This window comes from Nocardia cyriacigeorgica (assembly GCF_005863245.1).
Lineage (GTDB): Bacteria > Actinomycetota > Actinomycetes > Mycobacteriales > Mycobacteriaceae > Nocardia > Nocardia cyriacigeorgica_C.
Window position 1 is genome coordinate 212,319 of sequence record NZ_VBUT01000011.1, and the last position, 26,126, is coordinate 238,444.

The window sequence follows — 26,126 nt, forward strand, 5'->3', positions numbered from 1 at the left end:
CGCTCTATCCATGTTTGCGCAGGTCATTCGAGATATCGTCGAACACATGTGCGACTCACGCCTGCCTGATCACAGCATCGTGTGTGGTGAAGCCCTCGCCACCATGCGATCCCTACCCACTGCCACCTTCGACGCCCTCATCACCGACCCGCCCTACTGCAGCGGCGGCACCACCAGCGCCGACCGCACCACCCGCAGCGCCCGCGACAAATACGTCTCCTCCGACTCCAAGTCCGGCCTCGCCATGCCGGACTTCCCCGACCAACGCGACCAACGGTCCTTCACCATCTGGTGCTCCATCTGGCTCACCGAAGCCCTACGCCTCGTCCGCCCCGGCGGCCAAGCCTGCATCTTCACCGACTGGCGCCAACTCCCCGCCCTCTCCGACGCCCTCCAAGTCGCCGGCTGGCGCTGGCGCGGCATCGTCATCTGGAACAAACCCGGCGCCCGCCCACAACCAGGATTCAAAAACGAAAGCGAATACGTCCTCTGGGCATCACACGGGCAAATCGCCACCGAACACAAACCCCCAATCCTCCCCGGCACCTACAGCTACAGCACACCACGCGGAAACAACCGCCACCACATCACCGCCAAACCGGTCGAACTCATGCAACAACTCGTCCGCGTGGTACCCGCCGGATCCCGCATCCTCGACCCATTCGCAGGCAGCGGCACCACCGGAGTCGCAGCAATACTCGAAGGCCACCAATTCCTCGGAATCGAAGGCATACCCGAATACGCCGACATCGCCACACAACGACTCGCCGAAGCACGCCAGTAATTCCCATCACCCCCCACCAGCAAATAGTCGGAGAACCACACCACTCAATCGCCGTACAATAATCGCCGAACCACCAGGTGGCCTTCGAGCAGAGCAGGAGGTGACCGCCCCACATGGCGAACCATCACCGACCCGACCAACGAGCCCGCGCCCTCGCCGCTCTGCAACTCCGGATCAACGGCCACACCTGGCAAGAAATCGCCGACCGAACCGACTGGAAAACCGAAGCCGGAGTCCGCCGAGCCGTAGGCGCCCTGCTCGACAAATGGGAATCGGAATCGGTCGACGAATACCGCACCGTCCAGGATCAGCGTTACCTCGCGCTCCTGCGCGCATGGTGGCCCGCCGCAACCGGAACCCACGACGACGACCCCGACGATAAAGCCGCCGGCATCGTCCTTCGTGTAATGGAAGCCATCAACAAACTCCACGGCCTCAACCGAGAAACACCCGGCGGTAACGACCAACGGATGAGCCCCGACGAATTCCGCGCCGCGCTCGCCGAATACGTCGCCCTCCAATCGGCACCCGCCGCAGCGCTCGAACCGGCGGCCCAGCGATGACCGCCGCCGTCGTACAGCCCCTGGCGAAACCGATGGCGTGGACCCCGGATCCGATGCTCGCCGCAGCCGCCCGCGCCGGCGGTGTCCGGCTCCTCGACCTCGAACCCGTCGACAGGTGCTGGCTCGTCGCGTCCCTCACCGTCGAAGGCCTCACCGCCGAGGAGATCGCCGCCCGCACCGGCTGCCGCCTCCGCAAGATCCGCTACGTGCGCGCCGACCCGCTCACGACGATGATGACGAACTGGCTTGTCGCCCAAGCCCAAGCCGACGCAGCCGCCCAGCGCGCCGACGCCCTCGACCGCTGGTGCACCACCACAATCGCCCGCTGCGAGCAGACATCCAGCAAGACCCGCGAGCAGCTCGCCAGCGCGGTCGACCAGATCCGCGCACTCCGCGCCCGATGTCGCGAGCAGCAGCACCGCGTCGCCGTCTATCAGAAATACCTGGGCGCCACCCGGTCGCGCCGCCCCGCAGCCCCGGCACCCGCCGACCAGCTGGCCCTGTTCTGATGCCAGCACTCATGCAGACCGCCGCCAACGAGCAGTTCCTGCGGCGCGAACTCACCCGCCTGCGCTGCGTCCGCGACTACCCCACCGCCGGCGCCCTCGCCCAATACCTCGACCCCAGCATCCAGCAGACCGCCGCGCTGGAGATGATCGACGCCAATCTCGAATGGGCGATCGACACCCCAGCCGCCCGGCTCATGATCTCCATGCCGTCGCAGACCGGCAAAAGCCAGCGGGTCGCGGTGGCCGGCACCCTGCGCGCACTGATGCGCCGCCCCGACTGGCGGTGCGTCCTCGCCACCCACGCCGAGCACCTGGCGCTCAAGCACTCCACCGAGATCCGCAACCTCATCCAGGCCTTCGGATCCACCGCCACCGCCGACACCGGCGAGCAGCTCCCCGACCGCCTCGGCCTCTCGGTCCCCCGCTCCGCATCCGCAGCCAAGCACTGGAAGCTCCGCGGCCACACCGGTTCGGTCACCGCGGTCGGTGTCGGCACCGCCCTCGCTGGCATCCCTGCCGACTACATGCTCCTCGACGACCTCTATGCCTCGATGGAGGACGCCGACAGCGCCGCGGTCCGCCGCCGCGTCAACTCCTGGCTCGACTCCGTCGCCCTCCAGCGCCTCGGCGCCGACGCCCCGCTCGTCGTCATCTCCACCCGCTGGAACGAACACGACGCCCTCGCCTACCTCCAGCAGCGGATGCCCGGCGAATGGCGCGTCCTCAACTTCCCCGCCATCGCCGAACCCGGCATCCTCGACTCCCTCAACCGAAAACCCGGCGAACTCCTCGAATCACCCCGCGGCCAGGACTGGGAGAAGATCCGCACCCAGACCCCGGCACGCGTCTGGGCAGCCATGTACCAGGGCGACCCGAAACCGCTCAGGGGCGGCCTGTTCGAGCAGGAATGGTTCGACGACCACCGGCTCACCGGCCCCCTGCCGGAGACCCGGCTGCGCGTGGTCGCGGTCGACCCGGCCGACACCGGCGAAGGCGACGAGGCCGGCATCATCGCCGCGAGCTCCACCGTCGACGGCCGCGTCATCATCACCCACGACTGGTCCGCGCGCCTCACCTCCGCCGAATGGGCGACCCGCGCCGTGCAACTCGCCATCGCCACCGGCGCCCACGAAATCGCCGTCGAAGGCTACGCCGTGCCCACCACCTACAAACGCACCGTGGTCGAAGCCTGGAAAGCAATCCGCGACGCCGAATACCCCGGCCGCGCGCAACCGTTCCGGATCCACATGTGGCGCCGCAAAGGTGACGCCATCGCCCGCTCTGTCGGCCTACGCAACGACCTGGAGACCGGGCGATGTGTCATCGCCGGCCACCAGCTGTCCACCCTGGAAACGCAGGCCGTGGGCTGGCAGGTCGGCCAGCATCAACCCGACCGGGTCGCCGCCGCGATCATCGCTCACGACCGCACCGCCGCCCGCAAGACCGCACAGCTCGCATCCCCGGCCCGCCAGAACAACGCACCGGCCGCGGGCGGCGCTTGGTTCTCACAGCGGATCTGACCGTGCCAGTGATCAGGGAGCCTCGTCGTTGTCACTCAGGTGATTCTTCGGGCTCGGTATCGCTGTGTCGCTCCTTCTTTGGCATCTTGGCGAAGGTCTCGGCCGTAGCTCGGCTGAGGAGTTCTGGATCGTGCCCGCCGTACATCAACCACCGCAGTGTGCCCCACTGCAATGCAAGGGAAGCTGCCCCGATCAATTCGGTGACAAACATCGGATCAGGGATGGATAGCGTGCGGTAGTGATCCGGCTCGTATTCGATGCGGTGCAGCAGGTTATAGGCCTCGAGGCCGAACCAGTTCTGGCCATGTCCCGCCCCGCTGGCGGCATTCCAGAGGTACGCCCAGAAATTTTCGTCGTTTCCGGTGACCTTTGCCGCGTGACGTACCAGTTTCTCGTAGCCGGGCGGCTGGTTCCGCGGCGCGGTGCTAAAGGGAAGGGTGGCGGCCCTCTGTTCGAGATCGGCGATGCGCTGATCGATCAATGATGTCTCTTCGCCGTGAGCATCCAGAGCTTGGCGGTGGTACCGGAAGTCGCGGTGCATCAGTCGGAGATGACGCTGGACGCACTCTTCGTAGGTATTGGTGTCTCCATCGAACAGCCACACTGCATGCGTGGCTGCTTCGAGCCCAGAGCGTCCGAGCAACAGGTAAGGCCGGACGCGAACCATCCTGCTCATGCCGGGCGCGAACGAGAACGGCGCCACGTAATCAGCCCACAGTCCCAGGTTCTCCGCAGCCGCGCGCAGATATGCACGGGACCACACCGACACTTTTTCCCAGTGGTAGATCGTATCTACCTGCGCTAGAGCGCTTCCCGGGCGTGGGTCCACGGTCCTGGCCAAGACCAGCTCGCAAGCACGGATCATGTATGTGTTTGCAACCCACTTCTGAAGGTGGTCTGCAGGGACAGGAATCGATAGGTCGGTTAGTGCAGCCGGAGTAGAACCTGTGTCGCCAGTCATGACAGCATCCTATGAATCGGCTTACCTGCAGCCGCCCCGCGCTCGCCCTGGGCGCCGATAATCGAAACTTATGGGCGCCCAGCTCGGCGGCCGGGCACCAGCACATCGCCCCACGTGAGCCGAGTACTCGCCGGGTCACCCCAATCAGGAAACCACCAGGGCAGTAACTCCTCGTCAGTCTTCGGGAGTACGAGACCGCGCCGCGGCTTTACCTCCCTCGCCACCGAGCCCAAGTAGTCGAGAAAGCGACTGCAGTCGCGCATCCAACGCATCGCTCCCAGAGCATCCGCCATCTCGTCCTCGGTGACCGTGTCCAAGTGCATTGTCGTCTGTGACCAGGGGACGCCGTCCGGCTCCTTGTCCGGATCGGGAATGTGGCGCCATGACAGGCCGCGCGGATGACCATCCGAGGTCTTGTGTGGCTCCCCAGGTGCACCCATGCGCCCAATCGTCATTGTCCGATGTGGCCGACTCCCGGAGATGGAGTCGATGTACAGGAGGTGCGCAAGCTTGTGACGCGCCTTGCTTGTCCGTTCCGCCGCTGCCGACCACTCATCATGCGGCCACCTGACACCAAGAATCTCTGCTGCCTTCCGGATCTTGGCTGGCAGTTCGGTTTTGACTAGAGGTGGCGCGCCAGGACCAGCCGCATGGAAGTAGATCGCGTTCACCTCTGAAATCACCATCTGCCAGCAACCGACGACACTCCACGCCGTACGTTCCAGCGTTCGTGATGGGTACCAGGCGGCCTCTTCTCTACGCACCCGCTGTTCGATCTCGTGGTAGATGCGGTTCGAACGCTCCTCAAGTGTTTCGTCCTCCACACGATCACATTAGGCGCCGACGCCGCTCGCGCACTTGCGATTGCGGTCGAAGGAACGATCGGCTGCTTAACCCAGGTGGTTTGTCGCGCGCAGCTGCCGGAGCTCGGCCACGGTGTTCAGCAATGCGACTGCTTGCGCCACCGCGATGACGACCCTCTCGGGATCGGCGGAGAGCCGCAATGCCACTGTGTCGGGCCGCAGCGGTTCACGCTCTTCCTTGTGCGAGCTGCCGAGTATCGCCCATGGCCGGCCGTGGGCGAAGCCCGAACACAGCCGCCAAATGAATGCGATTTGCAGCGCATCCATGCGCTCGTCCACGTAGAGGACCACATCGGTGCTGAATAGGCGGCGATCGACATCCTCGTTGGGGATGCCTCGCCGGGCCGCGACCTCGAAGATGCTGTCCATGCGCGGCTTGAGGCCGCCGTAGGCGGACGGATCCAACTCCAGCGGAGTAAAGGCAGTCCTCTGGTCCTTGTAGTTCTTGGCGGACCACAGCAGCGACCGGGTTATCCGCTCGGTCCGGCTCGTCGGATGAAGAATCCAGAACGCCGCCGAAAGCGATTCCAGCGCACCGCGAACCAGCGTGAACGGCGCCATTGTATGCAGCACCTTGCTGTCATGCACCAGGACCTTGACCGCGTGCAAGTGGTCTACCGCCACATGGATATTGGAGTCCACGCTGTATGAGACCTCGCAAGGCTTGCTGTGTTCGTCGTCGGCTGCGAGCGAGGATCCTGCAGCGATATCCAGCGACTCACGCGTATCGACCCGCTTCTGCCAAGCCTCAATCACTGGGACAAGCCCGTTCCACGCCTTCGCGATCTCGCTATCGGTACCGACCCATTCCTCACGCTCCACCATGTAATACAAGCAGATCTGCCGCGCACCCCTGGTACGTACCGTCCGGGCTATGACCGTGCTGATCCTCGTCCTGTGGGTGCTGGCCGTCGCCCGCGTCACCCGCCTCGTCACCCGTGACAAGCTGACCGAACCGTTCCGCACCTGGGTCGTCACCCGCCGCGGTGTCGATTCGCAGATCGCGTACCTGGTGCACTGCTCGTGGTGCTCCAGCATCTGGGTCGCGTTCGCCACCGCGCCGGCCGCGATCGCGCTGTCCGGGCTGTCGTGGTGGCTGCTGCCGATCATCGCGCTCGCCGCCTCGCACCTCACCGGCCTCGGCTCGCTCCTCGACGCCGACTAACCGCGGCGGGCCGTGCACGGCCGGTGATTAGCGTCCGCGACCATGGCCCGGATCTTCGCGCGACGCAAACCCGCTGTGACCGCTGCCGTGCAACCGGTCCGCGACCCCGCCAAGGCGTTCCGCACCCAGCTCGGCAAGACCGGCACCGGCGCCTGGCAGCCGGAATCGTGGGAGATGTACGAGCTGTGCGGCGAGCTGCGCTACATCTGCACCTGGGTATCGAGCGCCCTGTCACGGTGTCGGCTCGTCGGATCCGAGATCGACCCGGAAACCGGGCGCCCCACCGGCAGCACCACCAACGCCCGAGTGAACGCCATCGTCCGCGACATCGCCGGCGGGCCCACCGGGCAGTCCCAGATCCTCAAACGCTTCGGTGTTTTCCTGACCGTGCCCGGCGAGGGCTGGGTCGCGGTCCTCACCCGCCGCAGCGGATCACGCAACGCTGATGACGCGCTGATCGAGGAGTGGCATCTGCTCGACCGGTCGGAGATCAAGTCGAAGGCCGGCGGCGACATCGTGCTCGTCCTCGCCGACGGCAGCGAGCACGACTTCGACCCGACCAGGGATGTGCTGTTCCGGGTGTATCTGCCGCATCCGCGCAACAGCCAGGAGGCCGACTCCCCCACCCGATCAGCGCTGCCCGCGCTGCGGGAGATCGTGCAGACCACCACCACTATCCGGCATGCCGGCAAGAGCCGTTTGATCGGCGGCAAGATCCTGTTCGTCCCTCAGGAGATGAGCCTGCCGAAGGCGCAGGGCGCGCCCACCGCTGCGCCGGTCGATCCGGACGCCCCGAACCTGCCCGCGCCGCCACCGGATCTGGTGGACGCGTCCCCGCAGGATTTGCAGGATCTGCTGTTCGAGGTCGCCAAGGCCGCCGCCGACGATCCCGACGCTGCAGCCGCGCACCTGCCGATCGTTGCCTCCACGCCTGGCGAGTGGAACGACAAGGTCAACCTGATCGACCTGCACTCCGACATCAACAAGGAGCAGCTCGAGATCCGCGAGGCCGCGATCCGCCGCCTCGCCCTCGCGATGGACATTCCGCCGGAGCAGCTGCTCGGCCTGGCCGAGATGAACCACTGGAACGCGTGGGCGATGCGAGAGGACACCGTCGCCACCCACATCGTGCCGCTGCTGGAAACGATCGCCGACGCCGTCACCACCGCGCTGCTGCGCCCGGTCCTGGAGCGCATCAACAAGGACGAGGGCACCACCCTCGACCCGGACGCGTTCGTGGTCTGGTACGATACCACCCCGCTCACACAGGACCCCGACCGCAAAGACGAAGCGCTGCAAGCCAACGAGCGCGGCGCCCTCACCAACACCTCGCTGCTCAAGCACCTCGGATTCAACCCGGAAGAGGACGGATACAACCTCGAATCCGCCGAGGGCTGGCAGCAACTGGCCCGGGACCAGGCAGCACGCAAACCGGAACTCATCCCCGTCCTCGCGCCGCTCCTCGGCGCACCGCAGGAACTGCCCGCCGGCGCGCCCGCGCAACCGGCGCCCGCGCGGCGGGCAATCGAAGCGCCCCGTGACGAAGCGCCCGCAGAACCGGGCGACGACCGGGATATCGCGGCATCGGTCGAACCGGCCCGCGCTGTGGCCACCCTGCTGCTCACCCGCGCGCTCGAGCTGGCCAGCAAGCGGCGATCCACCCGCGCAGACCTCGACCTGGCCGCCAACGAGGACATCCCGCTCTGGCAGCTCCACACCCGCCTCACTCCCGCCCAGCCGGAGGAAGTGCCGAAGCTGATCGCCGGGTTCGATTCCGGGCTCACCACTGACATCGCCACCAGCGTCGGCCTCGACCCCCACCGCCTACGGCTGCTGGTGCGCGAGCGCGCCACCCTCGCCCTCACCACCGCCCGGACCGTGTCCATCGGCGACGACATCACGGCGGCGATGCGATGATCCCCCCGACCCGCCGCGCCGCCCTGCTCACCACGCTCCAGATGGAGCGCCGCGTCAAGCGCCTGGCCCGCGACTCCTATGCCCGCTGGCTTCCGATCGCGCGGGCCGCGGTCCTGCCCGGTCTCACCGCTGCCGCCGAGGAACCACCGCCCCCGCAGCCGGAGCAGCTCGCGCTCACCCAGGCCGCGTGGGAGGAGATCCTCGCTGCGGTGTTCCTGCCTGGCATGGCGGCGATCCTGTGGGAGCAGCTCACCGCGGAGATGACCAACCTCGGCATCACCGCGACCGAGGTGATCCGCCTCGCCAGCGAAGCCGCCGCCCGCTCCGGTCTGCCCGGCACCACGCCCGGAGGCGACGAACCCGACACCGACGACCAACCGGGCGCCGGCGAATCTGACAGCGCGACCGCACAGCCACCGCGCGGCGATCAGGAACGTGCCGAGCCGCGCCGGGACGACGAGGACGGCCCGCTCACCCCCGAGCTGGTCGCCCGTATCCCGTCCGTGCAGGAGTGGGTGGAGGCCTACCTCGCCGCGGTGAACAACCGCATGGTCCGCACCCCAGACACGGCGTTTCGGCTGATCGCCGACGACCTCAGCGAAGCGGTGGCCGAAGGCGAATCGATCCCGCAGCAGGGCGAACGCATTGCCCGGATCCTCGACGCCGAGAACCTCGAAACCTTCGGCGGCCGGCGCCCCGCGCTCGTCGCGCGCACCGAAACCGCCGGCGCGCTAAACGCCGCGCGTCTGGAATCGGCGCGCGTGCAGGCCGAGATCACCGGCGAAGTGCTCCATAAGGTCTGGTTGGCGACGATCGACAACCGCACCCGCGCCACTCATTTCGCCGTCGACGGGCAACGCGTCCCGTCCCTCGATGGCGAGTTCGAGCTGCCGAACGGGGTCAAGATGCGCTGGCCCGGCGAACCCGGCGCGCCCGCGTCCGAGGTGTGTAACTGCCGGTGCGCGCTGATGATCCTGGCCGAGGACGAGGAGATCCCCGCCGAGGACGACCGGCAAACCGAGCGCGGCCCCGGTGACGCGAACGTCCGCAACCGGGCCGGATCCCGGCAGGACGAGATCGACCGGCGCCGCGAGGAAGACGGCATCGTCCGCGCCCGCGACGACCCGGACGGCGTCGGACAGATCAGCGCCGCTGCACCCCCACCCGAGAGGATCCCCACCATGCAGACGTTCACCGCGGTGCTCGCCCACCTGGGCGTCGCCACCGACGACGGCCGCTACCTCGACCCGGACATGGACCTGCGGTTCCGGGACACCCCGCTACCGCTGCGCTGGCAGCGCCAGGCGGTCGAGCAACACGGCGAAGCCTTCACCGTCGCCGCCATCGACACGATCGGCATCGAGGGCACCCAGATCGTCGCCAGCGGCCACCTGCTCGACACAGCAGAGGCCGCCGAAGCGGCCCTCCAGATCCGCGAGGGCGTGACCGCGCCGAGCATCGACCTCGCCGACGTCGAGTGGGAGATCCGCGACGAGAAGGGCCGCCCGATCGAAGACCTCGACGACATCGACGAGGACTCGAAACTGCTGGCCGTCATGACATCCGGCATCGTCACCGCCGCCACCCTCGTCAGCATCCCGGCGTTCGGGAACACCTCGATCACCCTCGACGACGTCGACGCCGACGTGCTCGCCGCCGCCGAGTACCAGCAGCGCGACCACGAGCTGCTCGTCGCTGCCGCGACCGCGCCGCGGTTCCGGCCGTCCGGGACGATGTTCGCCGACCCCGGGTTCACCGAGCCGACACCGCTGCACATGACCGACGACGGCCGCATCGTCGGCCACCTCGCCACCTTCGGCACCTGCCACGTCGGGATCGCCGACCGATGCGTCACCCCACCGCGATCGGTCACCGGGTACGCACACTTCCACACCAGCGCAATCACCCTCGACGACGGTGTGCGTCTGCCGGTCGGCCGCCTCACCGTGGGCGCCGGCCACGCCGGGCACGGCCTGTCGCCGCGGGCGGCAGCCGAGCACTACGACACCCTCTGCACTACATGGGCATACGTTCGCGCTGGTGAGGATGCGTTCGGGCCCTGGGTGTCCGGTGTCCCTCACCCGGACGCCACCGAGGAACAGATCCGCGACGGCCTGTCCGCGCCGCTGTCCGGGGACTGGCGCAACATCGGCGGCAACCTCGAGCTCGTCGCTGCCCTGTCGGTGAACACACCGGGGTTCCCGGTGCTGCGGGGCCGCGAAGACGAGTACGGGCGCCCGCAGGTGCTGGTGGCGTCGCTCGCCCCGCGGTATCGCCGCCAGGACGCCGAGGACAAGCGGCTGCGCGCTGTGGCCCGGGAAGCGGTGCGGGAGTACAACCTCGACGCCGCGCGCCGGACAGCCGCGCACGCCATCATCGCTCGCCGCCGCCGGGCCCAGGCGCGGGACCTGATCGCGGCACTCAACAACCGGAAAGGATGACACGTCATGGGATGCGGATGCTCCGGCAGCTCCACCAAGCCGATGATCACCAAATACGAGCTCACCAAACCCAACGGCGAGGTCACCACCTACACCAGCGACACCGAAGCACGGATGCAGCGCTCACTCGCCGGCGGCGGCACCATCCGCCCAGTGCGCGAACCGCTACCGAAGCCCGCGTGAACCGGGCCGTGCACGCCCTGTGTTTACCGTGACCGCCACGTAGAAGGACACCTCGCTGGCTGCGGGCCGGAGGACCGACTACCGAGATTGGAGACCTTGCTGGCTGCGGGCCGAAGGAACCCACCGACCTGACCGTTTCATGTTGAAGGGATCCAGCCATGTTCAAGCTGCCCGACCCGCTGCCCACCGACCGCGCCGAACTCGCCGCGCTGCGCGCCCAAGCCTATGAGGCGATGGAGGCGATCGCGTCCTCGACCGAGGCCGACAACGCCGACATCACCGACGAGACCCTGGCCGAGCTCCGCGCGATCGACGAAGCGATCACCACCATCGACGGAGCCATCGACGCGATCGACGGCGCCGACGCCCGCCGCGAGGAAGCAGCCCGCCTGCTCGCCGGTGTCCGCGAACGCCAGGCCCCGGCCGACGACGACGACACCGACCAGGACGCTGAGGGCGACACCCCCGCAGCCGACGAAGCCGAGCCGCCCGCCGACGGCGATGGTGACGCTGGCGGTGAAGTTGTCGCGGAGGCCGAACGCGCCACCCGCGACGCCACCGCCACGGTGACCGCCGCTGCTCCGCGGCGACGCACCAGCTTCGCCGGCGCCAACCGTGGCCGCACCCCCACGGTGCCAGCGGATCCGGCGCCGAAGCCGACCGCGGGCTGGCGGATGCGTCCGGACGCCCCCGGCTACGTCGCCGGTCTGCAGCCGCTGTCGGCGATCACCGCGGGCCTGGCCGAAGCCGCACGTGGATCCGGGTCCGCGATGGCTCGCCCCAACGGCACCACCGAGCCGTCCGGCCACACCCCGCAGTACCTGGGCCAGTACGTGCGCGACGTGCCCGCGGTCGAGGACTACGAGACCCTCAACGAGGTACTCGACGCAGCGGTCGCCGCGTCGATCCACCCCGACGGGTCGCTCACCGCGGCGTGCTGCCCGCCCCCGCAGGTCACCTACGACTTCTGCCCTGTCGAACCTGCGCGGGATCTGTTCGTGCTGCCGGAGGTGACAGCCGAACGCTGCGCCATCTCCTGGCCGGCGGAGTTCGAGATCAACCTCGACTTCCAGGTGCTGTGCGCCGCTGAGCTCGACGCTGATCCGCCGACGGTGAAACGCTGCCACTCGGTGCCGTGCGTGGACGACTTCCCCGAGCTGCGGCTGTGCTACCTGCCGCTGTGCGTGGAATCCGACATCATCGGCGACCAGGCCTGGCCCGAACGCGTGGACACCTTCACGCAGAAGCTGACCGCGGCACAGGCGCGGCAGCGGTCGATGTGGATGCTGACCAAGATCATCACCGACCCGACCACCCGGCACATGACGATCCCGGCCGGCACCCAGATCGCCGCCGCCTCCAGCGTTCTCAACTCGCTGAACATCGCGGCGATCGGTGTGCGCGCCTCCCGCAACCTGGCCCGCGACGCCGTCGTCGCCGGCGCGGCACCCACCTGGGTGTTCGAGCTGATCCGCAACGACCTCGCCAACCAGGAGGGCATCGCGACCAACGAGGTCAGCGACCAGCAGGTGATCGGCTGGCTCAACGCCCGCCGCATCCAGCTGCAGTTCGTCGGCGAATGGCAGAAGTGGAACCCGAACTGGTCCCAGTTCCCCGCCACCGTCGACATCGCCCTGTGGGAGGCCGGCGCGTACTTCGCGCTGGTGAAGCCGGTCATCGATCTGGGCGTCATGTACCCGCGTGAGCTGCTGCAGATCAACCGCTACACCCGCATGTTCACCGAGGACGGCCTCAACGTCGGCAAGCGCTGCGGCGACTCGGTCCTCGTGAGCATCCCGGTCTGCCCGAACGGCGCCATCGGCCAGCGCCTGGACGTGCTCTGCGCCAGCGGCTCCTAACCCGCAGTCCCGCCGGGAGCAACCCACCGCGGTTGCTCCCGGCGGTGCCGCACCCACCACCTCGAGGAGACCCGGATGACCACGCCCACCATCCCCGCCGGTGTGCAGCACACCGGTACCCCGCAAGCACCACAGCCTTTCGGCCTCTACACCGCCGCCACCGTCATCGACCTGGATCCGCCCGCCCGGATGTTGGGCGGCGTGCACTGGACACCGTCGAACTGCGGGCCCTCCGGCACCTGGGACGTCCGCCTGTGCGACGACCCCCAGGATCCGCCCACCGAGTCCAAGACCGGCGCACGCCCCGACGACGCCGCATTCCCGACCGTCACGGTGTGGGCGACCGACGAGTGCGAGCTGTACGCCACCGACACCAGCGCCAACGAGGCACGCGCCACGCAGCTGCTCACCCTGCACGAGCGGCTCTGGGTCGAGCAGGCTTTCGCGCTGGAGCTCGCGGCCCGCGCGACCGCGCTGCCCGCCGCGGGATCGCTGGCCGAAGCGGTCGGCGCGCTGGAGCAGCAGCTCGGGCTCGCAGGTTTCACCGGTGTGCTGCACGCCCGGCGAGGCCTCGCTGCACCGCTCCACGACCACATCGAGCGGTCCGGCGCGTTCCTCACCACGTCGCTCGGGAACCGGTGGTCGTTCGGCGGCGGCTACAACGCGCTCGGCCAGACGCTGTACGCGACCGGCCCGGTCACGCTGTGGCGGTCACCAGCCACGACCCGTACCGCGGTGGAACACACCCTCAACGAGCGCCAGGCCGTCGCTGAGCGGCAGGTGGCGTTCGGGTGGGAGTGCCCGACCACTGTGTTCTCCGTGGCGGTGACGGGCTGATGCCGGCCGGGGTGTTTGTCGACGTCGACGACACGACCGCCGACGTCCATGTCCCGGATCCGGTGCTGCGCCGCAAGATCGCGCGGCAGCTGGTCGAGGCCGCACGCCCGGAACCGTGGCGCGTCGATGTACAGACCGTGCGTGGCGCGAAGGTGTTCCGGGCCCCGGTCGACGTCGTGCGCGCGGCCGGGCTCCTCGACGAGGCGCACCCGTTCGACGAGGGCGGCATCGCTGACCGCCTCTACATGCTCAAGCCCGACGAGGGCGTCCTGTCCGCCGAAGCCATCGCAGCGTCGTCCCCGCCGATCACCGAGATTCTCGCGCGCACGGAGCCGCCGCGCACCGGCGCGGGATCCGGCACCGAGGTGTGGCGGGACCATTTGCGCCGCTTCGGGATCGCCTTCGACCCAGACGACAAGCGCGCCGAGCTCATCGCGCGCTGGGACGCCGAACGAGGTGACACATGACCACCAAGAAGTTCTGGATCCAGACCGCCGAGCGGGCGACGAAGACGTTCGCGCAGTCGATGCTGGCCCTGATCACGATCGGTGCCACCCTCACCGACATCGACTGGAGTACAGCGGCATCGATCTCCGGGACCGCCGCGCTGGTGTCGGTCCTGACATCGATCACCTCAGCCCAGTTCGGGGATCACACCGATCCCAGCCTCGCCCGCCACCGCGAGGAGTAACCGACCATGACCACGAGCATCAGAGAGGGCGACATGACCTGGGAACAGATCGCCACCGCCGCCCTCGGTGGCGGCGTGGTCACCGGGATCGTCGACAGGCTGTTTCTACGGCGCAGCACCCGCGCCGACGTCGTCGACAAACTCGAAACGATTGCCGGCCGGATCGCCGACCGCGCCATGGAACAGGCCGACCGGCGGGTCGCCGACGCCGAGCAGCGAGTGCAGAACGTCGAAACCAAGCTGCTCGAACATCAGCAGCGCGACCTCAAGCGCGAGATGCGGCGCCGTGAAGCCGCTGCGCGCCACGCCGACTGGGATCGCGACGTCGCACGCCGACTAGACGAACTCGGCCAACCGGTCGGTCCTCCCCCTGCCCTCGAGTAGCCGGCCTTCGTGCCGGTGCTCGAGTAGCTGGCCGGTCGGTGATGTAGCACGACCCCTGCTGGTGGCCGTTTCCCCCGCTACGCCACCGACCGGCCAGCATCCCCAATCCTGCGTGCACCCCGGGCGTCTAGCGTCCGAGCCCAGGGAAACGGCCTGCCAGCACTCGTGCGCGCGAGTAGCAGGAAGGCAACAAAATGGCTGGTAAGGAAGTCAGCATCGTCCGCGGCAAATCGCTGCGGCTGACCAAGGCAAACCGGTGTGGTGTACCCATCGAAGGTGAAGGCCACTACGCCGTCACCAAGGGCTACGTGACCGCGACGGTCACCCCGGTCCTCAAGGACGCGGAAGAGCTCGAGCAGCAGAACGCCGACGGCGAGATCTGCGGCCAGGACCGAACCGCACCCGAGATCAAGTGGTTCGAAGTCCAGCTGGAGTTCTGCGGTGTGAACACCTGCATCTGGACGATGCTCGGCGGTTGGGCGCCGGTCGTCGACTACGCCGGTAACCCGGTCGGTTTCGAGACCTCCCGCAAGGTGGTCACCGATTCCGGTGTGGTGATGGAGTTGTGGTCGGGCACCAGCTCGTCGGACACCTGCGCAACCCCGACCAGCGACGATGTCTTCGGTCAGTCCGACGCCGTCACCGGCGAAGAGTTCGGTTACTTCCTCATGGGTGTGAAGGAGTGGCAGCTCACCGGCGGGCTGGAAATCGGCCGGCAGGTGTCGACGTTCACGATGTCCGGTATCACCATGGACATCTCGGGTTGGGGTCGCGGCCCGTACAACGTGGTCCCGATCGACGCCAACCTCACCGCGGGTCGTCTCATCGCGCCGGTGGGTTCGCTGGTCGACGGCATCTCCGATATCCACTTCGAGGTGACGCCGATCAAGCCGCCGGAGCCGACTGACGGCTGCTGCACCCTGGCTGTGCAGAGCATTTTCACCGACCCGAACTTCTACTACGACGGCCCCGACCAGGTCGCCGTCGACATCGCACCGGCCCAGCCCGCGTGCGATGCGGTGCTGCCGGGTAGCTGATCAACCGGCTCCCGGGGCCGCGGAACCGCACCCAGCTCGGCGCATGGCTGGGTGCGGTTTCGCGTGCACCCCGGATTCATACCGTCCCGGTTATGCGCCTGACGTTCCTCGGTAACTTCCGGGTCGACTACACCTCCGAGACCCACCACGCCCTCAGCCTCGAAGCCCTCGGCCACACCGTCGACCGGCTGCAGGAGTCGGAGGCCTCGGCCGCCGAGATCCTCGACACCGCACTGCAGTCCGATGTGTTCGTGTGGGTGCACACCCACGGCTGGTCGACCCCCGGCATCGACCGTGTTCTCTATGAGCTGAAACGCCGCGATATCCCCACCGTCACCTACCATCTCGACCTCTGGCGCGGGCTACAGCGGCAGCGGGACATGCGCCGCGACCCCTACTGGAAGATCGGGCACTTCTTCACCGCGGACCGGCTGATGGCCGAGTGGCTCACCGACAACACCGCGGTCCGCGGCCACTACCTCCCGGCCGCGGTATTCGACCAGGAGTGCGTGCCAGCGGTGCCGGGTGACCGGTTCGATGTGGCGTTCGTCGGATCCCGCCAATACCACCCAGAGTGGCCGTACCGGCAGCAGCTCATCCGCTGGCTGCAGGACACCTACGGGGACCGGTTCCGCCACTACGGCGGCGGCAGCCCGCGCGGCATCGTCCGCGGCACAGCGCTCAACCAGGTCTACGCCGACGCCCGCGTCGTCGTCGGCGACTCTCTGTGCCTCCAATTCCAGTACCCGGACTACTGGTCCGACCGCGTCTACGAAACCCTCGGCCGCGGAGGATTCCTCATCCACCCCCGCGTGCCCGGCATGGACCGCACATTCACCGACCGCAAACACCTCGTCTTCTACGACTTCGGCCGATTCGATCAGCTCGCCGAACAGGTCGACTACTACCTCGACCGCGCCGACGAGCGAGAGCAGATCCGGCAGGCCGGCCACGACCTGGTGCGCACCCACCACACCTACCTCGACCGGTGGGCAACCATTCTGGAGGTGCTGGGCCGATGATCGTGCTCACCCCAAACCAGCGCTATCGTTTCCACACCCGCGACGGCTCCCCCTCCGACGAGGCCGTCATCCGCGAGACGTGGGTCGAGAACGTCTACCGCATCCACGACAGCGACATCGCCCACGACGGCGCCACATTCGTCGACATCGGCGCCAACATCGGCGCCGTCACCGTCTACGCGGCATCACGGAACCCGCGGGCCCGCGTCATCGCCGTCGAACCCGAACCGGACAACCTCGGCTACCTGCGGCGCAACCTGGCCACCAACGAGGTCGGCGGCCAGGTGTACGTGGTCCCGGTCGCCGTGTCCGCTGCGGCAGGCGCCGGCTGGATCGCCGCCCGACACGGCAACAGCGCTCTCACCGACGTCGAAGAGCCCGGCAGCACCCGAGTTCACATCGTGACGCTGGCCGAGCTGTTCGACGAGCACGGCGTCCGCGAGGCCGACTTCCTCAAGATCGACGTCGAGGGCGCCGAGTACGACATCATCGCCGGCACCGACCTCGCCACCCTGTGGCGCATCAAGGCGATCGCCCTCGAATTCGACGCCGCAGCCGACCACGTGTTCGGGCCGATGATCGCGAAGCTCGCCAAGGTGTTCGGCATCGAGATCCTCGGCTCACCGGAGCGCGGCGGCTACATCTACGGGCGACGGTACTGATGCGCATCGGACTCATCGCCCGCGCCGAAAACACCGGACTCGGCACCCAGACCTGGGAATTCGCCCGCCACATGCACCCCACCAAGACGCTGGTCGTCGACCTCGCTACCAGCCGGGGCCGCCAACTGTATCCGCAACGATTCCCGGGCGCGAAAATTGTTCAGGGATTACCGGACCGCGCTCACTTAGAAGAGTTCGTCGACGGCCTCGACGTGGTCTTCACATGTGAGACCCCGTACAACTACGACCTGTTCACTCTCACGCGCGCCGCGGGTGTGGGCAGCGTGCTGCAGTACAACTTCGAGTTCCTCGACTACCTGCAACGCCGCGACCTCCCGCGCCCGACCATCCTCGCCGCGCCCAGCCCGTGGCACATCGATGACGTCGACGGCGCGGTCCCGCTGCCGGTACCGGTCGACCTCGAGCGGTTCCCGCCCCGCAAGCGCTCCGGCCACGCAACGCGGTTCCTGCATCTCGTCGGGCGCCCCGCGATCCACGATCGAAACGGCACCGCCGACTTCGTCGAGGCCTTGCGGTACGTGCGCTCGACGATCACGGTCACGATCAAATGCCAGGATCCCGCCTACGTGACCCGGCTCCCGCTCGGCCTCGTGCCCGACAACGTCACCCTGACCGTCGATGTCAGCGACACCCCGAACTACTGGGACAACTACCACGCCGATGTTTTGGTGATGCCGCGCCGCTTCGGCGGCCTGTTCCTGCCCATCAACGAGGCCCTGGCTGCGGGCATGCCGACGATCATGCCCGACATCAGCCCCAACAACACGTGGCTGCCTCACGAGTGGCTGGTGCCCGCGCGGCGGGTCGGCGAATTCCGGGCCCGCTCCATGATCGACCTGTACACCGTGGATCACCGGGCGTTGGCGGCCAAGATTGACCAGTTCGCCAGCGACGACGCGTTTTTCGTCGACGCGCAGAAGCGGGCGCGGTGGATAGCCGAGCAACGATCGTGGCCGACCCTCAGACCCGTCTACGAGCGGGTCCTGCGGCAGGCGGCCCGCGATGCTTAGCGTCGCGTTCGGGGTAGTCGCGCACCGAGCGCGGCGCGAGGCCGCGCTCCAGCTGGCGGACCCGCTCGGCGCCTACGTCAGCATCGACGACGGGACACTCGGCGCCGAGGCGAATCACCTACGTGTGTGGGAAGTCCTGGCCGACGCCTCCGCGGAATGGGTGTGCGTGCTCGAGGACGACGCCGTGCCGTCGCCGAACTTCCACCCACAGCTCACCGCGGCGCTCACCGTCGCGCCGTCACCGGTGGTCAGCCTGTACCTCGGCCGCTCCCGGCCGCCAGGTGTCCAGTCCAGAATTCAGAACGCGATCTGCCGACTCGACGCGGCGGGTGCCTGCTGGATCACTGCCGATCGAATGCTGCATGCGGTCGGGATCTGCGTGCGCGCCAACATGATCGACGACATGCTCGTCCACCTGCGCCGTACTCCCGATCGGTTCCCAGCCGACGAGCGGTACAACACCTGGCTGCGGGTGCGTCGGCACCGGGTGGCGTACGCGGTGCCGTCGCTGGTCGAGCACGCCGACGGCCCGACCCTGATCGAGCACCCGGACCGACAGGCGCGCACCGAGCCGCGGCGCGCGTGGCGGGCAGGGTGGCGACCGGTCTGGTCGAGCAGGTCGGTTCGGCTCTAGCTGAGCTGGGTGTCCTGGAGGCGGGCGATTTCCTCGAGCGCGGCGTTGAGCAGGAAGGGGCGCGCCCGGGTGCCGGGGTGATTGACCTTGGCGGCGAACACGGTTCGGCCGCCGATCTGAAACCGCAGCGCTTTCGCGCGCCGCGGCCGGATCACGTGGGGCGCGGTGCCGTCGTGGACGAATCGGCTGTAGTTGGCGTGGCTGGTGACCCCGCCGAATACACGCCGACCGTCAGCGGACACCGTGATCGGGTCCTGGCGGATCATGCGCCGCATGTTGCCGGTGTCGACCGGTGCCCGCTGACTGGCGTTGGCCTCGATCCGGCGCGACAGGCGCGCCACCGCGCGCACAAGCAGCCCTTGCCGACCGGTCAGCTCGCGCGCCAGCTGCTGTTCGTCGATCCGGAACACGACCCTAGCCACCGCAGCCTCCGAGGTGGTTGATCTTCGCCATCTCCAACATGCCGGCCAACGTGATCGGGTCCAGCGGGCGCCCGGTCTCGTCGAGCGCGCTGGAGAACAGGTGCTGCCCGTTCTCGCTGATGTGCCGCTCGATCACGATGCGCGCCACCACCGCGCACTCCTCGCTGCTCATTTCAGGACTTCTTGCGGAGTTGGATGTGGATCCATTGCGTCCACGCGATGACACCGCCCTCCGGCCCGTACGGCTCACCAGCGCCGAGCATCGTGTCGACAGCCACCTTTTCCTCGATGGATACCTGAGCGCGCAGCAGGGCCTGGTCGAGGCGGAAGCTGTCGTCGAGCTGCACCTGCGCCTCACGTTCCCATTGCTCCCACGTCGGCCTCGCCGCGGTGACAGCACAGCGCATGACACCACCCTCGATCGTGAGGGCCATCGGATCGAGGCAGCCGGCCTTACGGCCCGGCCGTTCGTCAGGCAGCTCCGAGGTACGGAAACGGCGCACCACCCGAACCCACAGCATCGGGGACGCACACTTGCACTGGGAGCTGTGACCCATCCACGCCGCCACGGGGAGCCCGTCGCCGGCGAAGAACCGCACGTCCTCGCTGCCACCGCCTAGCGGGGGCGTGGTCTGTGCTTCGCTGAATGCCCACCGCATCGCCTCCATCGTGAGGCCGACCGCGACCAGAGCAGGATCAGTATCGGCCATGGCTCACCTCACCTTCGGCCGGGCCGCGACCCGGGCTGGGTTGACGGCGCGGATCCACATGTCGATGGTGTCGATGCCGGTGAGGCCGGCGCCGAAAAGGTCGGTCGGGTCGATCATCTGGATTGAGACGCCTTGGCGGGTGATTTGCTGTACCCGTTTCGGTAGCTGGCATTCGTCGCCGGAGCAGGCGTTGAAGAACTCGAGCGCGAGCTTGCCGACATGCGTGGCCGCGCCGGGCGGCGGTGGGTAGCCGCGCTGGTAGGTGACCGTCCATGTCCCCGGCTCACCGGCCGGGGCGCGGAGGTTTTGCCGCGGCCAGGTAGCGCCGCCGGTGCGGTATAGGTAGTCGCCCTCGAGCTTCCACTCGGACGGGTCGAGGTCGGTGCCTTCGATGGTCACCTTGGTCACCGATTGCACCGGGCCGGGCAGGTGCACCACGGTCAGGCCGGTGCGGCTGCAGCGGCCGAGGCAGCCGCAGGAGATGTTGCGCCAGGCGCCGCCCTCCCACACCGGGAACGGGCCCGGAGCCAGCTGGCCAGGAACGGCACCGAGGTACAGGACGTCGTCATCACAGGGTGTCGGGCATGGCCGCGCGACCGCGGGGCAGACACCGAACTGCCTCGCTGTCAGCGACCACAGCACGAACACCGCACAGTCGGCGGCGTACTGCATCCGCTCCTTATCGGTGTCGGTGCACAGCTCCGGCCAGCAGGAACGGTCGATAGGCCACTGGCAGTCCATGCCGGTCACGCTACGAGCGGCGGGTGCACGCTATCGGGCATCGCGGATCGCGGCAGCGATCCGATCGGGCAGCTCGTCGATGCTCTGCTGCAGCCGGTCCAGCTTCGCCGGAACGTCGATGCTGGCTTCGTGCACGCGGGCGTCAGCGTTGAGGACGAACCCGGCCAGCGTGTCGATCGGCTTCTTCGGGTCGTCGGCGTACTTCGATCGCGACGGATACCACTGCGTCACCTCGCGGTGGATATCGGCGAGCTGCTTGGCCTGTTCGGGGGTCATGTCGTCCTCCTCGGTTCGGTTTGTCATGTCCAGCAGGACATCCCAGGGAAACGCTGGTCCTGGGTCGGTGTGGTCGGTGGCGTGCCAGGCATCGACGGTGTCGTTGTGTCCGCCGACGCCGGCGAGCCCGGCGCGCATCTGGGCGCCGGTGATCTTGCGCAGCGGGATCCCGTACCGGGCGTGCCAGTCCCGCAGGACGCGCGCGCCGGCGGCGAGCTGCGCCGGCCGGGACAGCCATTCCTCGCGGGTCTGCCGCGCGTACCCGAGGAAGCACAGATGCAGACCGAGCTCGTTGGCAGGGCTGCCCGCGGCCCAGGGCACGTAGTTGTCGTCGTTGCTGCGGCCGATCCGGCCGTCACCACCGACGACGATCGTGTAGGAGGCCTGGCTGGTGGGCTTGGCGAGATACCCGAGCAGACCGTCCACCGACCCGGATGCGGGGCCTTCGTTGGTGTGGATGATCGCCAACCGGCATCGGCGCGGATCCCGCGGCCCGGAGTCGTTGGGCGACAGGATCGTCACGTCGGCTTGCAGCTGGTTGCCCATGGCAGTGCCTCCTGGTGCTGGGGTTTCGGGTTCGGCCGCGCCGGCAAGCCACGGCATCGGGTCGAGACGGTCCGGTCCGGGCGGCGCCCAGACCAGGCGGTGGACCTCGAAATGCAGGTGCGGGTCTACATCCCCGTTCGTTCGCCGGTCCGGGTTGATGTGTGCGATTCGCTGCCCCGCGGTGACCGCCTGTCCGACGCGCACCTCCGGGACAACGTGCCCGTAGACGGTGGTGCCGGATCCCGACTCGGTCGGATGGTCGATGACGACCCAGCGGCCGAACCCGGACGCGGCCCCGGCATGGATCACGGTGCCGGCCTGCGCGGCGTACACAGGCATGCCTGCGGATCCTCCGGGGCGGCCGAAGTCGGTGCCCCAGTGGAACGTGCCCCACCGTGGACCGAACCCGGATGTCACGGTGCGGCCTGCGCCGAGCGGCCAATACCTCATGGCGTCCTCACGATCCGGGCGGGACGAGGTCGGTGTTCTTCGGGTACATCGTGACGACCGGAGCCTCCCCCGTGACCCCGACCAGCGGAGGGGTCCACAACGGCACCTCGTATACCCACAGGAACAGCTCGTTGTTGACGAATGCGACCGCGCCGTCGATGCCCGAGTGGCGGGGCCGGTACGGCGGCGGCCCGCCGACGAGGTCTGTCTCGAACGGGAGCACATCAGTGCGGATCAATTGCCACCCGCTGGTGGCCTCAGTCGGAATGTCCTGCGCCTCCCAGAATGTGGCGATCACGTCGCCGTCCATAGCAGCCCAGCGGAGCTGCCGCCCGCCTGTCGGGACCGCCGACCAGTCGGTAGACGGGATGACGTTCAGTCGGTGCAGCATTGTCATTGAGATCTCCTGCCTATCTGTTGGTTACAGGCCAACCACGCCGGCTACGGTTGCCGCCATCAGCTGGGAGCCCTTGAAGCTCGGGTGGATGAGGTCGGTGGTCATGTCGACCTGGAGCGCGGTGGCGTTCAGAGAGGGCCTCATGACGAAGTCGAAGTCGATGAATCCGGCTGCCCCGTAGGGCAGTGAGGCCATCCACTCGTTGGTGAAGATCCGGTAGTTGTGCCGGGTCGTGTTCCCTGAGAGGTTGTCGGTGCGGGGGATAATCGCAGCGAGGTAGATCGGCGCGCTGTCGCCGATCACGGACCGGATTTGAGTCATGAGCGCTGTCAGATCATCTTTGAACTGCGCGTCTGTCCGGTACGGCGTGGCGAAGAAGTCGTTGCTGCCGGTGGCGATGACCGCTCCATCCAGCTGCGCGGCGGCGAGGTCCATGCGGCTGAAAAACTGGGGAAACACCGTGGTCAGGAACTGGTGGGTTTGGATCCCTGCCAGCGACATGTTCAGCACGAGCGCGTTGTTGCGGGCTGCCCACATCTGCGGGTACGACATCCACAATGGTTGCGGGATGATGTTCGCGCCCGAGGTGCCGCGGACGCCGGTGACGCCTTCGGAGATGGAGTCACCGACCCACAGCCACGCCGACCGGGTGGTGGTGCACTCGTACTCGACCACGAAATCCAAAGGGATGCCGCCATGGATCGTCCCGGATGACGTGGCCGGGTTCAGTGCGGTCGAGAAGTTGTTCCAGTAGAAGCACTCGCCCCAGGTGTTTTGGACAGCGAGGCTGGCCGCGGTCTGGTATCCGATGCCGATCAGGTACTCGACGCCTGCCTCGAACTGGTTGGCGGGGTTGGTGACCCAGGGTGAGGTGTACCAGCTGCCGTCTCCGGGGATCGCGAAATCACCGGAGACGATGGTGGTGGCGGTGTTGCCGACGAATCCGCCGGTGCGGGAGGTGGTTCCGGCGCCGGAGGTGACGCGGGCCGCGCGGCCGACGATGATGCCTTTGCCGGTGAATCCGGTTTTCGCGACGCCGGTCATGCCGTAGTTGCGCATTTTGATCCGCCACCGTGTCGAGGTGACCGGGATTCGGATCGCGGTGCGCAGTCCGGCCTGGGTGTTGACGGTGGTATTGGTCCCTGGGACGGACCCGTCCATGCCGCCGTTGCAGTAGGAGATGATGCGGGTGACCGGGGCTGGGCCTGGCAGGTCAGCCAACCGCACCGCGTCCGGGTCGGCGGCCGGTGCGGGGCCGAGCAGTTTGGTCGTCATCAGCCGTGTACCACCACGCGATACGCGTTCGCCGCCGGCGCCACCGCGAACACCGCGGTGATGGTGTTGGCGTCGGTGTGCACGATGTCCGGCACGACGCGCTCGAAGGTGGCGTTGTCGTACACCTGCACGGTGACGTCGCGGGTGCCGAGGTTGTGCGCCACAGGTATCGACGTGAGGCTGCCGTTGCCGATGTTAGCGGCGTACTTCCGTACGACGACACCGGTGTCGACGGCGAGGCCTGCACCGGACACCGACAGCCCGGAGCTGGGCGCGAGTTCCACGCTGATGCTGTTGCCGGTGATGTCGATGCCGTTGCCCGCGGTGTAGGAGGCGCCGCCGCCACCGAACTGCGACCACACGGTGGGGTCGGTACCGATGTCGATGGGGTTCGGCGCGGTCTGGACCCAGGCGGTGTCGCCGTTAGTGGTGCCCTCGGCCACGTAGACGGCGGTGCCGTCGACGATCTCGCCGTCATCGTCGGCGTCAGCTGCGCGGGTGAGCGCCGCGCTCGCCCCGGCCCAGACGTAGATGCCGTTCTCCGCGGTGGTGATCTGGTTCTTGAGCAGCACCCGGTCGCCGTTGGAGAGACTGACGCCGTCGATCGCGGCGCCGGGGGTGGCGACGGTGATATTGGCGGTGGAGGCGGCCCGGACCGCCTGCTTCCAGGAGAGGCCTGCCTGGCGCGCTTCGAGGGTCTGAAGGTTGACCGCATCCATTGGCGCGGATGGATCGGCGACGTTCTGGATGCGCTGTGCCTGGAGGTCCAGGCCGTTCATGATTTTCGTTGCCATATCGGCCTCCTAGGCGAGTTCGGCGCGGCCCGCGGTCGGTGCCGCGAACGTGAGGGTGACGGTGTTCGGGTCGGGGAATTCGGCGTCAGGGATCACCTGCTGGCCGCCGACGATCACCAGCAGCGACAACGGCATTCGGCCGAAAGCGTGCGGGATCGTCCAGGTTGCTGCGGGGGTGTCTTGGATGTGCTCGTATCCGGCGTCGCCGGGTGGCCCGGGCGGGCCTGGCGGTCCGGGCAGCGGCACGAACGCTGAGCATGGGCAGGCGCAGGTCATCAGCAGCTCCCCCGGTGGTAGACGCGCCCGGACTTCCAGGTGTACGGCTCCAGGCCGGGGATGGAGAAGCGGATGCGGGCGTAGCTGTCGCGCGGGATCTTCGCCTGTGCAGCGGGGATGAGGAAGTTCAGCCACTCACCGGTGACGGTGCCGGTCACCGACAGCGACCAGCCCCACGGGTGGGAGAGTTCGAGGGTGGCGGTGAGGTCTGCCGGCCAACCGCCGCACGAATGGAACGAGAGGTTGACGGGGTCGCCGCACACCACGTTGACCCGCAGGCCGCCGGGCACGTTGCCGCTGCCGGTGACCGAGGACGAGCAGCACGAGACCATGACCCGGACGGTAGGCGCGCGGGGTGCACGCGCAGATCAGCCGCGGGTTGTCGCTCCAGTTGGTGGGTTCCATGCGGCGACGGCTTCCTCGGCGGTCTGGCAGTCCGGGCAGATGGTGACTGCGCCGAGGTCGAGCACACCGGTCGGCACGATCCCGGCGACCGGGAACCGGAGGACGCTCGGCAGTGCGCACTGCTCGCACCACAACCCCGTCTCCGGCTCACCCGCGGTCGGTGTTACCAGGGCTTCACGCACGTGGTGGCCAGTTCCAGTGGCCTGGGGTTGGGACCTCGGCGAACGGCACGTCGACCTTGTTCGAGTCGCCATTGTCGTAGGAGACGCGCAGCGACACGTGCGGGCAGCCGTCGCGGCCCAGTTCGGGGTCGCAGGGTTTTTGCATGCCCGGCACGGTATGGGCCGGGCATGCACGCGGTTAGTGGTCGAGCATCCAGACGAGGTTGCCGGCGTTGCGTCCGTTGACTGTGGGCTTGCAGATGATTGCGCGGCCTTCGGAGTCGACCCAGCGGGCGCCCTCGTCGAGGCAGTCCTGGCCGGGCCGGACCGGGAAGTGCGGGTCGACGGGCAGTGGGTCCGGGGTGGGCGACCAGACATATGCGTCGGTGTGCAGCACGCGCACGCAGTGGGCGGGCTGGCCGTCGGTGGTGTGCCCGATGGTGACATCGGGGGCTGTGGTGCCACCGCAGTAGTCGCCGTACTGCACGGTTGGACCGGCGGGCGCGGGCGGGGCGGCGGATCCGCTGTCGAATGGGAATGCGCCGGCGGCGGGGCTGGCAAGCGCGATGCCAATGGCTGCGACCGCGAGGATGGACGGTAGACGCATGAG

At 68.1% G+C, this 26,126-nt stretch carries 34 protein-coding genes; 17 read left to right on the top strand and 17 right to left on the bottom strand.

Translation table 11 applies throughout. The features are described 5' to 3' along the window. Positions 1-46 precede the first annotated feature (46 nt). Positions 47-784: a DNA-methyltransferase gene (locus FEK34_RS25265; protein WP_212748822.1), complete on the top strand. Its 738-nt coding sequence runs from the start codon at positions 47-49 to the stop codon at positions 782-784. 44 nt (positions 785-828) lie between these two features. Here the strand turns inward: FEK34_RS25265 and FEK34_RS25270 are convergent, their stop codons facing one another. Beyond that, positions 829-1,215: a hypothetical protein gene (locus FEK34_RS25270; protein WP_138451693.1), complete on the bottom strand. Its 387-nt coding sequence runs from the start codon at positions 1,213-1,215 to the stop codon at positions 829-831. Between the two features lie 128 nt (positions 1,216-1,343). On the opposite strand from FEK34_RS25270, the gene FEK34_RS25275 reads away from it, so the two are divergent. Then, positions 1,344-1,856 carry a hypothetical protein gene (locus FEK34_RS25275; protein WP_138451695.1) on the top strand — a complete coding sequence of 171 codons (513 nt, stop codon included), beginning with the start codon at positions 1,344-1,346 and terminating at the stop codon, positions 1,854-1,856. Next, positions 1,856-3,376: a hypothetical protein gene (locus FEK34_RS25280; protein WP_138451697.1), complete on the top strand. Its 1,521-nt coding sequence runs from the start codon at positions 1,856-1,858 to the stop codon at positions 3,374-3,376. The genes FEK34_RS25275 and FEK34_RS25280 overlap by 1 nt, the downstream gene beginning before the upstream one ends. Before the next feature lie 31 nt (positions 3,377-3,407). Here FEK34_RS25280 and FEK34_RS25285 read toward each other — a convergent pair whose 3' ends face one another. The 3 genes from FEK34_RS25285 to FEK34_RS25295 all read right to left on the bottom strand — a co-directional run bounded on the left by FEK34_RS25285 (position 3,408) and on the right by FEK34_RS25295 (position 6,025). After that, a complete protein-coding gene (locus FEK34_RS25285) occupies positions 3,408-4,337 on the bottom strand; it encodes a hypothetical protein (protein WP_138451699.1) in 930 nt (309 codons plus the stop codon). A gap of 68 nt (positions 4,338-4,405) precedes the next feature. Then, complete coding sequence (locus FEK34_RS25290; protein WP_138451701.1) at positions 4,406-5,161, bottom strand: hypothetical protein; 756 nt, start codon at positions 5,159-5,161, stop codon at positions 4,406-4,408. Between the two features lie 66 nt (positions 5,162-5,227). Continuing rightward, positions 5,228-6,025, bottom strand: a complete 798-nt coding sequence (locus tag FEK34_RS25295; RefSeq protein WP_138451703.1) for a hypothetical protein — start codon at positions 6,023-6,025, stop codon at positions 5,228-5,230. Between the two features lie 49 nt (positions 6,026-6,074). Here FEK34_RS25295 and FEK34_RS25300 point away from each other — a divergent pair, with 49 nt between their 5' ends. From FEK34_RS25300 to FEK34_RS25360, 14 genes are all read left to right on the top strand, one after another. Continuing rightward, positions 6,075-6,365 carry a hypothetical protein gene (locus FEK34_RS25300; RefSeq protein WP_138451705.1) on the top strand — a complete coding sequence of 97 codons (291 nt, stop codon included), beginning with the start codon at positions 6,075-6,077 and terminating at the stop codon, positions 6,363-6,365. A 42-nt stretch (positions 6,366-6,407) separates the two neighbouring features. Further along, a complete protein-coding gene (locus FEK34_RS25305; RefSeq protein WP_138451707.1) occupies positions 6,408-8,282 on the top strand; it encodes a phage portal protein in 1,875 nt (624 codons plus the stop codon). Further along, positions 8,279-10,723, top strand: a complete 2,445-nt coding sequence (locus FEK34_RS25310; protein WP_138451709.1) for a phage minor head protein — start codon at positions 8,279-8,281, stop codon at positions 10,721-10,723. The genes FEK34_RS25305 and FEK34_RS25310 overlap by 4 nt, the downstream gene beginning before the upstream one ends. 6 nt (positions 10,724-10,729) lie before the next feature. Then, positions 10,730-10,906 (top strand): DUF7196 family protein, encoded by a 177-nt coding sequence (locus FEK34_RS30185; RefSeq protein WP_171048383.1) that lies wholly within the window; start codon positions 10,730-10,732, stop codon positions 10,904-10,906. 158 nt (positions 10,907-11,064) lie between these two features. Beyond that, positions 11,065-12,765, top strand: coding sequence for a major capsid protein (locus FEK34_RS25315; RefSeq protein WP_138451711.1), 1,701 nt, complete (start codon positions 11,065-11,067; stop codon positions 12,763-12,765). A gap of 75 nt (positions 12,766-12,840) precedes the next feature. Further along, complete coding sequence (locus FEK34_RS30190) at positions 12,841-13,602, top strand: hypothetical protein (RefSeq protein WP_171048384.1); 762 nt, start codon at positions 12,841-12,843, stop codon at positions 13,600-13,602. Beyond that, positions 13,602-14,069, top strand: coding sequence for a hypothetical protein (locus FEK34_RS25325; protein ID WP_138451713.1), 468 nt, complete (start codon positions 13,602-13,604; stop codon positions 14,067-14,069). Before FEK34_RS30190 ends, FEK34_RS25325 begins: the two co-directional genes overlap by 1 nt. Next, positions 14,066-14,293: a holin gene (locus tag FEK34_RS25330; RefSeq protein WP_138451715.1), complete on the top strand. Its 228-nt coding sequence runs from the start codon at positions 14,066-14,068 to the stop codon at positions 14,291-14,293. Before FEK34_RS25325 ends, FEK34_RS25330 begins: the two co-directional genes overlap by 4 nt. 6 nt (positions 14,294-14,299) lie before the next feature. Continuing rightward, positions 14,300-14,677 carry a hypothetical protein gene (locus FEK34_RS25335; protein WP_138451717.1) on the top strand — a complete coding sequence of 126 codons (378 nt, stop codon included), beginning with the start codon at positions 14,300-14,302 and terminating at the stop codon, positions 14,675-14,677. Between the two features lie 194 nt (positions 14,678-14,871). Beyond that, positions 14,872-15,714 carry a hypothetical protein gene (locus FEK34_RS25340; RefSeq protein ID WP_138451719.1) on the top strand — a complete coding sequence of 281 codons (843 nt, stop codon included), beginning with the start codon at positions 14,872-14,874 and terminating at the stop codon, positions 15,712-15,714. Between the two features lie 92 nt (positions 15,715-15,806). Next, complete coding sequence (locus FEK34_RS25345; RefSeq protein ID WP_138451721.1) at positions 15,807-16,736, top strand: glycosyltransferase; 930 nt, start codon at positions 15,807-15,809, stop codon at positions 16,734-16,736. Then, the gene (locus tag FEK34_RS25350) at positions 16,733-17,398 is read left to right on the top strand and encodes an FkbM family methyltransferase (RefSeq protein WP_138451723.1); all 666 of its coding nucleotides are present in this window, start codon (positions 16,733-16,735) and stop codon (positions 17,396-17,398) included. The genes FEK34_RS25345 and FEK34_RS25350 overlap by 4 nt, the downstream gene beginning before the upstream one ends. Next, on the top strand, positions 17,398-18,429 hold the full coding sequence (locus FEK34_RS25355; RefSeq protein ID WP_138451725.1) for a glycosyltransferase: 1,032 nt from the start codon (positions 17,398-17,400) through the stop codon (positions 18,427-18,429). The genes FEK34_RS25350 and FEK34_RS25355 overlap by 1 nt, the downstream gene beginning before the upstream one ends. Then, a complete protein-coding gene (locus FEK34_RS25360; RefSeq protein WP_138451727.1) occupies positions 18,422-19,063 on the top strand; it encodes a glycosyltransferase family 25 protein in 642 nt (213 codons plus the stop codon). Before FEK34_RS25355 ends, FEK34_RS25360 begins: the two co-directional genes overlap by 8 nt. Here the strand turns inward: FEK34_RS25360 and FEK34_RS25365 are convergent. From FEK34_RS25365 to FEK34_RS25420, 13 genes are all read right to left on the bottom strand, one after another. Further along, complete coding sequence (locus FEK34_RS25365) at positions 19,060-19,473, bottom strand: HK97 gp10 family phage protein (RefSeq protein WP_212748823.1); 414 nt, start codon at positions 19,471-19,473, stop codon at positions 19,060-19,062. The genes FEK34_RS25360 and FEK34_RS25365 overlap by 4 nt on opposite strands. A gap of 4 nt (positions 19,474-19,477) precedes the next feature. Continuing rightward, complete coding sequence (locus FEK34_RS25370) at positions 19,478-19,657, bottom strand: hypothetical protein (RefSeq protein ID WP_138451728.1); 180 nt, start codon at positions 19,655-19,657, stop codon at positions 19,478-19,480. Position 19,658: 1 nt separating this feature from the next. Further along, complete coding sequence (locus tag FEK34_RS25375; protein WP_138451730.1) at positions 19,659-20,195, bottom strand: hypothetical protein; 537 nt, start codon at positions 20,193-20,195, stop codon at positions 19,659-19,661. A 3-nt stretch (positions 20,196-20,198) separates the two neighbouring features. After that, complete coding sequence (locus FEK34_RS25380; protein ID WP_138451732.1) at positions 20,199-20,936, bottom strand: hypothetical protein; 738 nt, start codon at positions 20,934-20,936, stop codon at positions 20,199-20,201. 30 nt (positions 20,937-20,966) lie between these two features. Continuing rightward, positions 20,967-22,208 (bottom strand): peptidoglycan DD-metalloendopeptidase family protein, encoded by a 1,242-nt coding sequence (locus tag FEK34_RS25385; RefSeq protein ID WP_138451734.1) that lies wholly within the window; start codon positions 22,206-22,208, stop codon positions 20,967-20,969. A gap of 7 nt (positions 22,209-22,215) precedes the next feature. Further along, on the bottom strand, positions 22,216-22,605 hold the full coding sequence (locus tag FEK34_RS25390; RefSeq protein WP_138451736.1) for a hypothetical protein: 390 nt from the start codon (positions 22,603-22,605) through the stop codon (positions 22,216-22,218). 24 nt (positions 22,606-22,629) lie between these two features. Continuing rightward, the gene (locus FEK34_RS25395; protein ID WP_171048385.1) at positions 22,630-23,664 is read right to left on the bottom strand and encodes an SGNH/GDSL hydrolase family protein; all 1,035 of its coding nucleotides are present in this window, start codon (positions 23,662-23,664) and stop codon (positions 22,630-22,632) included. Positions 23,665-23,879: 215 nt separating this feature from the next. Continuing rightward, positions 23,880-24,674 carry a hypothetical protein gene (locus FEK34_RS25400; RefSeq protein WP_212748824.1) on the bottom strand — a complete coding sequence of 265 codons (795 nt, stop codon included), beginning with the start codon at positions 24,672-24,674 and terminating at the stop codon, positions 23,880-23,882. A gap of 9 nt (positions 24,675-24,683) precedes the next feature. After that, a complete protein-coding gene (locus FEK34_RS25405; RefSeq protein WP_138451740.1) occupies positions 24,684-24,920 on the bottom strand; it encodes a hypothetical protein in 237 nt (78 codons plus the stop codon). A gap of 29 nt (positions 24,921-24,949) precedes the next feature. Continuing rightward, positions 24,950-25,282 carry a hypothetical protein gene (locus tag FEK34_RS25410; RefSeq protein ID WP_138451742.1) on the bottom strand — a complete coding sequence of 111 codons (333 nt, stop codon included), beginning with the start codon at positions 25,280-25,282 and terminating at the stop codon, positions 24,950-24,952. Between the two features lie 36 nt (positions 25,283-25,318). Continuing rightward, positions 25,319-25,537: a hypothetical protein gene (locus FEK34_RS25415; protein ID WP_138451744.1), complete on the bottom strand. Its 219-nt coding sequence runs from the start codon at positions 25,535-25,537 to the stop codon at positions 25,319-25,321. Beyond that, positions 25,530-25,682 (bottom strand): hypothetical protein, encoded by a 153-nt coding sequence (locus FEK34_RS30195; protein WP_171048386.1) that lies wholly within the window; start codon positions 25,680-25,682, stop codon positions 25,530-25,532. Before FEK34_RS30195 ends, FEK34_RS25415 begins: the two co-directional genes overlap by 8 nt. A gap of 33 nt (positions 25,683-25,715) precedes the next feature. Then, entirely contained in the window at positions 25,716-26,123 is a 408-nt protein-coding gene (locus FEK34_RS25420) for a hypothetical protein (RefSeq protein ID WP_138451746.1), read from the bottom strand. Positions 26,124-26,126 lie beyond the last annotated feature (3 nt).

Coding starts and splice junctions, on each gene's coding strand:
- FEK34_RS25265 (WP_212748822.1), top strand. CDS start 47: ATGTGCGACTCACGCCTGCCTGATCACAGCATCGTGTGTGGTGAAGCC.
- FEK34_RS25275 (WP_138451695.1), top strand. CDS start 1,344: ATGACCGCCGCCGTCGTACAGCCCCTGGCGAAACCGATGGCGTGGACC.
- FEK34_RS25280 (WP_138451697.1), top strand. CDS start 1,856: ATGCCAGCACTCATGCAGACCGCCGCCAACGAGCAGTTCCTGCGGCGC.
- FEK34_RS25285 (WP_138451699.1), bottom strand. CDS start 4,337: ATGACTGGCGACACAGGTTCTACTCCGGCTGCACTAACCGACCTATCG.
- FEK34_RS25295 (WP_138451703.1), bottom strand. CDS start 6,025: ATGGTGGAGCGTGAGGAATGGGTCGGTACCGATAGCGAGATCGCGAAG.
- FEK34_RS25300 (WP_138451705.1), top strand. CDS start 6,075: ATGACCGTGCTGATCCTCGTCCTGTGGGTGCTGGCCGTCGCCCGCGTC.
- FEK34_RS25305 (WP_138451707.1), top strand. CDS start 6,408: ATGGCCCGGATCTTCGCGCGACGCAAACCCGCTGTGACCGCTGCCGTG.
- FEK34_RS25310 (WP_138451709.1), top strand. CDS start 8,279: ATGATCCCCCCGACCCGCCGCGCCGCCCTGCTCACCACGCTCCAGATG.
- FEK34_RS30185 (WP_171048383.1), top strand. CDS start 10,730: ATGGGATGCGGATGCTCCGGCAGCTCCACCAAGCCGATGATCACCAAA.
- FEK34_RS25315 (WP_138451711.1), top strand. CDS start 11,065: ATGTTCAAGCTGCCCGACCCGCTGCCCACCGACCGCGCCGAACTCGCC.
- FEK34_RS30190 (WP_171048384.1), top strand. CDS start 12,841: ATGACCACGCCCACCATCCCCGCCGGTGTGCAGCACACCGGTACCCCG.
- FEK34_RS25325 (WP_138451713.1), top strand. CDS start 13,602: ATGCCGGCCGGGGTGTTTGTCGACGTCGACGACACGACCGCCGACGTC.
- FEK34_RS25330 (WP_138451715.1), top strand. CDS start 14,066: ATGACCACCAAGAAGTTCTGGATCCAGACCGCCGAGCGGGCGACGAAG.
- FEK34_RS25335 (WP_138451717.1), top strand. CDS start 14,300: ATGACCACGAGCATCAGAGAGGGCGACATGACCTGGGAACAGATCGCC.
- FEK34_RS25340 (WP_138451719.1), top strand. CDS start 14,872: ATGGCTGGTAAGGAAGTCAGCATCGTCCGCGGCAAATCGCTGCGGCTG.
- FEK34_RS25345 (WP_138451721.1), top strand. CDS start 15,807: ATGCGCCTGACGTTCCTCGGTAACTTCCGGGTCGACTACACCTCCGAG.
- FEK34_RS25350 (WP_138451723.1), top strand. CDS start 16,733: ATGATCGTGCTCACCCCAAACCAGCGCTATCGTTTCCACACCCGCGAC.
- FEK34_RS25355 (WP_138451725.1), top strand. CDS start 17,398: ATGCGCATCGGACTCATCGCCCGCGCCGAAAACACCGGACTCGGCACC.
- FEK34_RS25360 (WP_138451727.1), top strand. CDS start 18,422: ATGCTTAGCGTCGCGTTCGGGGTAGTCGCGCACCGAGCGCGGCGCGAG.
- FEK34_RS25370 (WP_138451728.1), bottom strand. CDS start 19,657: ATGAGCAGCGAGGAGTGCGCGGTGGTGGCGCGCATCGTGATCGAGCGG.
- FEK34_RS25375 (WP_138451730.1), bottom strand. CDS start 20,195: ATGGCCGATACTGATCCTGCTCTGGTCGCGGTCGGCCTCACGATGGAG.
- FEK34_RS25380 (WP_138451732.1), bottom strand. CDS start 20,936: ATGGACTGCCAGTGGCCTATCGACCGTTCCTGCTGGCCGGAGCTGTGC.
- FEK34_RS25385 (WP_138451734.1), bottom strand. CDS start 22,208: ATGAGGTATTGGCCGCTCGGCGCAGGCCGCACCGTGACATCCGGGTTC.
- FEK34_RS25390 (WP_138451736.1), bottom strand. CDS start 22,605: ATGACAATGCTGCACCGACTGAACGTCATCCCGTCTACCGACTGGTCG.
- FEK34_RS25395 (WP_171048385.1), bottom strand. CDS start 23,664: ATGCGCAACTACGGCATGACCGGCGTCGCGAAAACCGGATTCACCGGC.
- FEK34_RS25400 (WP_212748824.1), bottom strand. CDS start 24,674: ATGGCAACGAAAATCATGAACGGCCTGGACCTCCAGGCACAGCGCATC.
- FEK34_RS25410 (WP_138451742.1), bottom strand. CDS start 25,282: ATGGTCTCGTGCTGCTCGTCCTCGGTCACCGGCAGCGGCAACGTGCCC.
- FEK34_RS30195 (WP_171048386.1), bottom strand. CDS start 25,682: ATGCAAAAACCCTGCGACCCCGAACTGGGCCGCGACGGCTGCCCGCAC.
- FEK34_RS25420 (WP_138451746.1), bottom strand. CDS start 26,123: ATGCGTCTACCGTCCATCCTCGCGGTCGCAGCCATTGGCATCGCGCTT.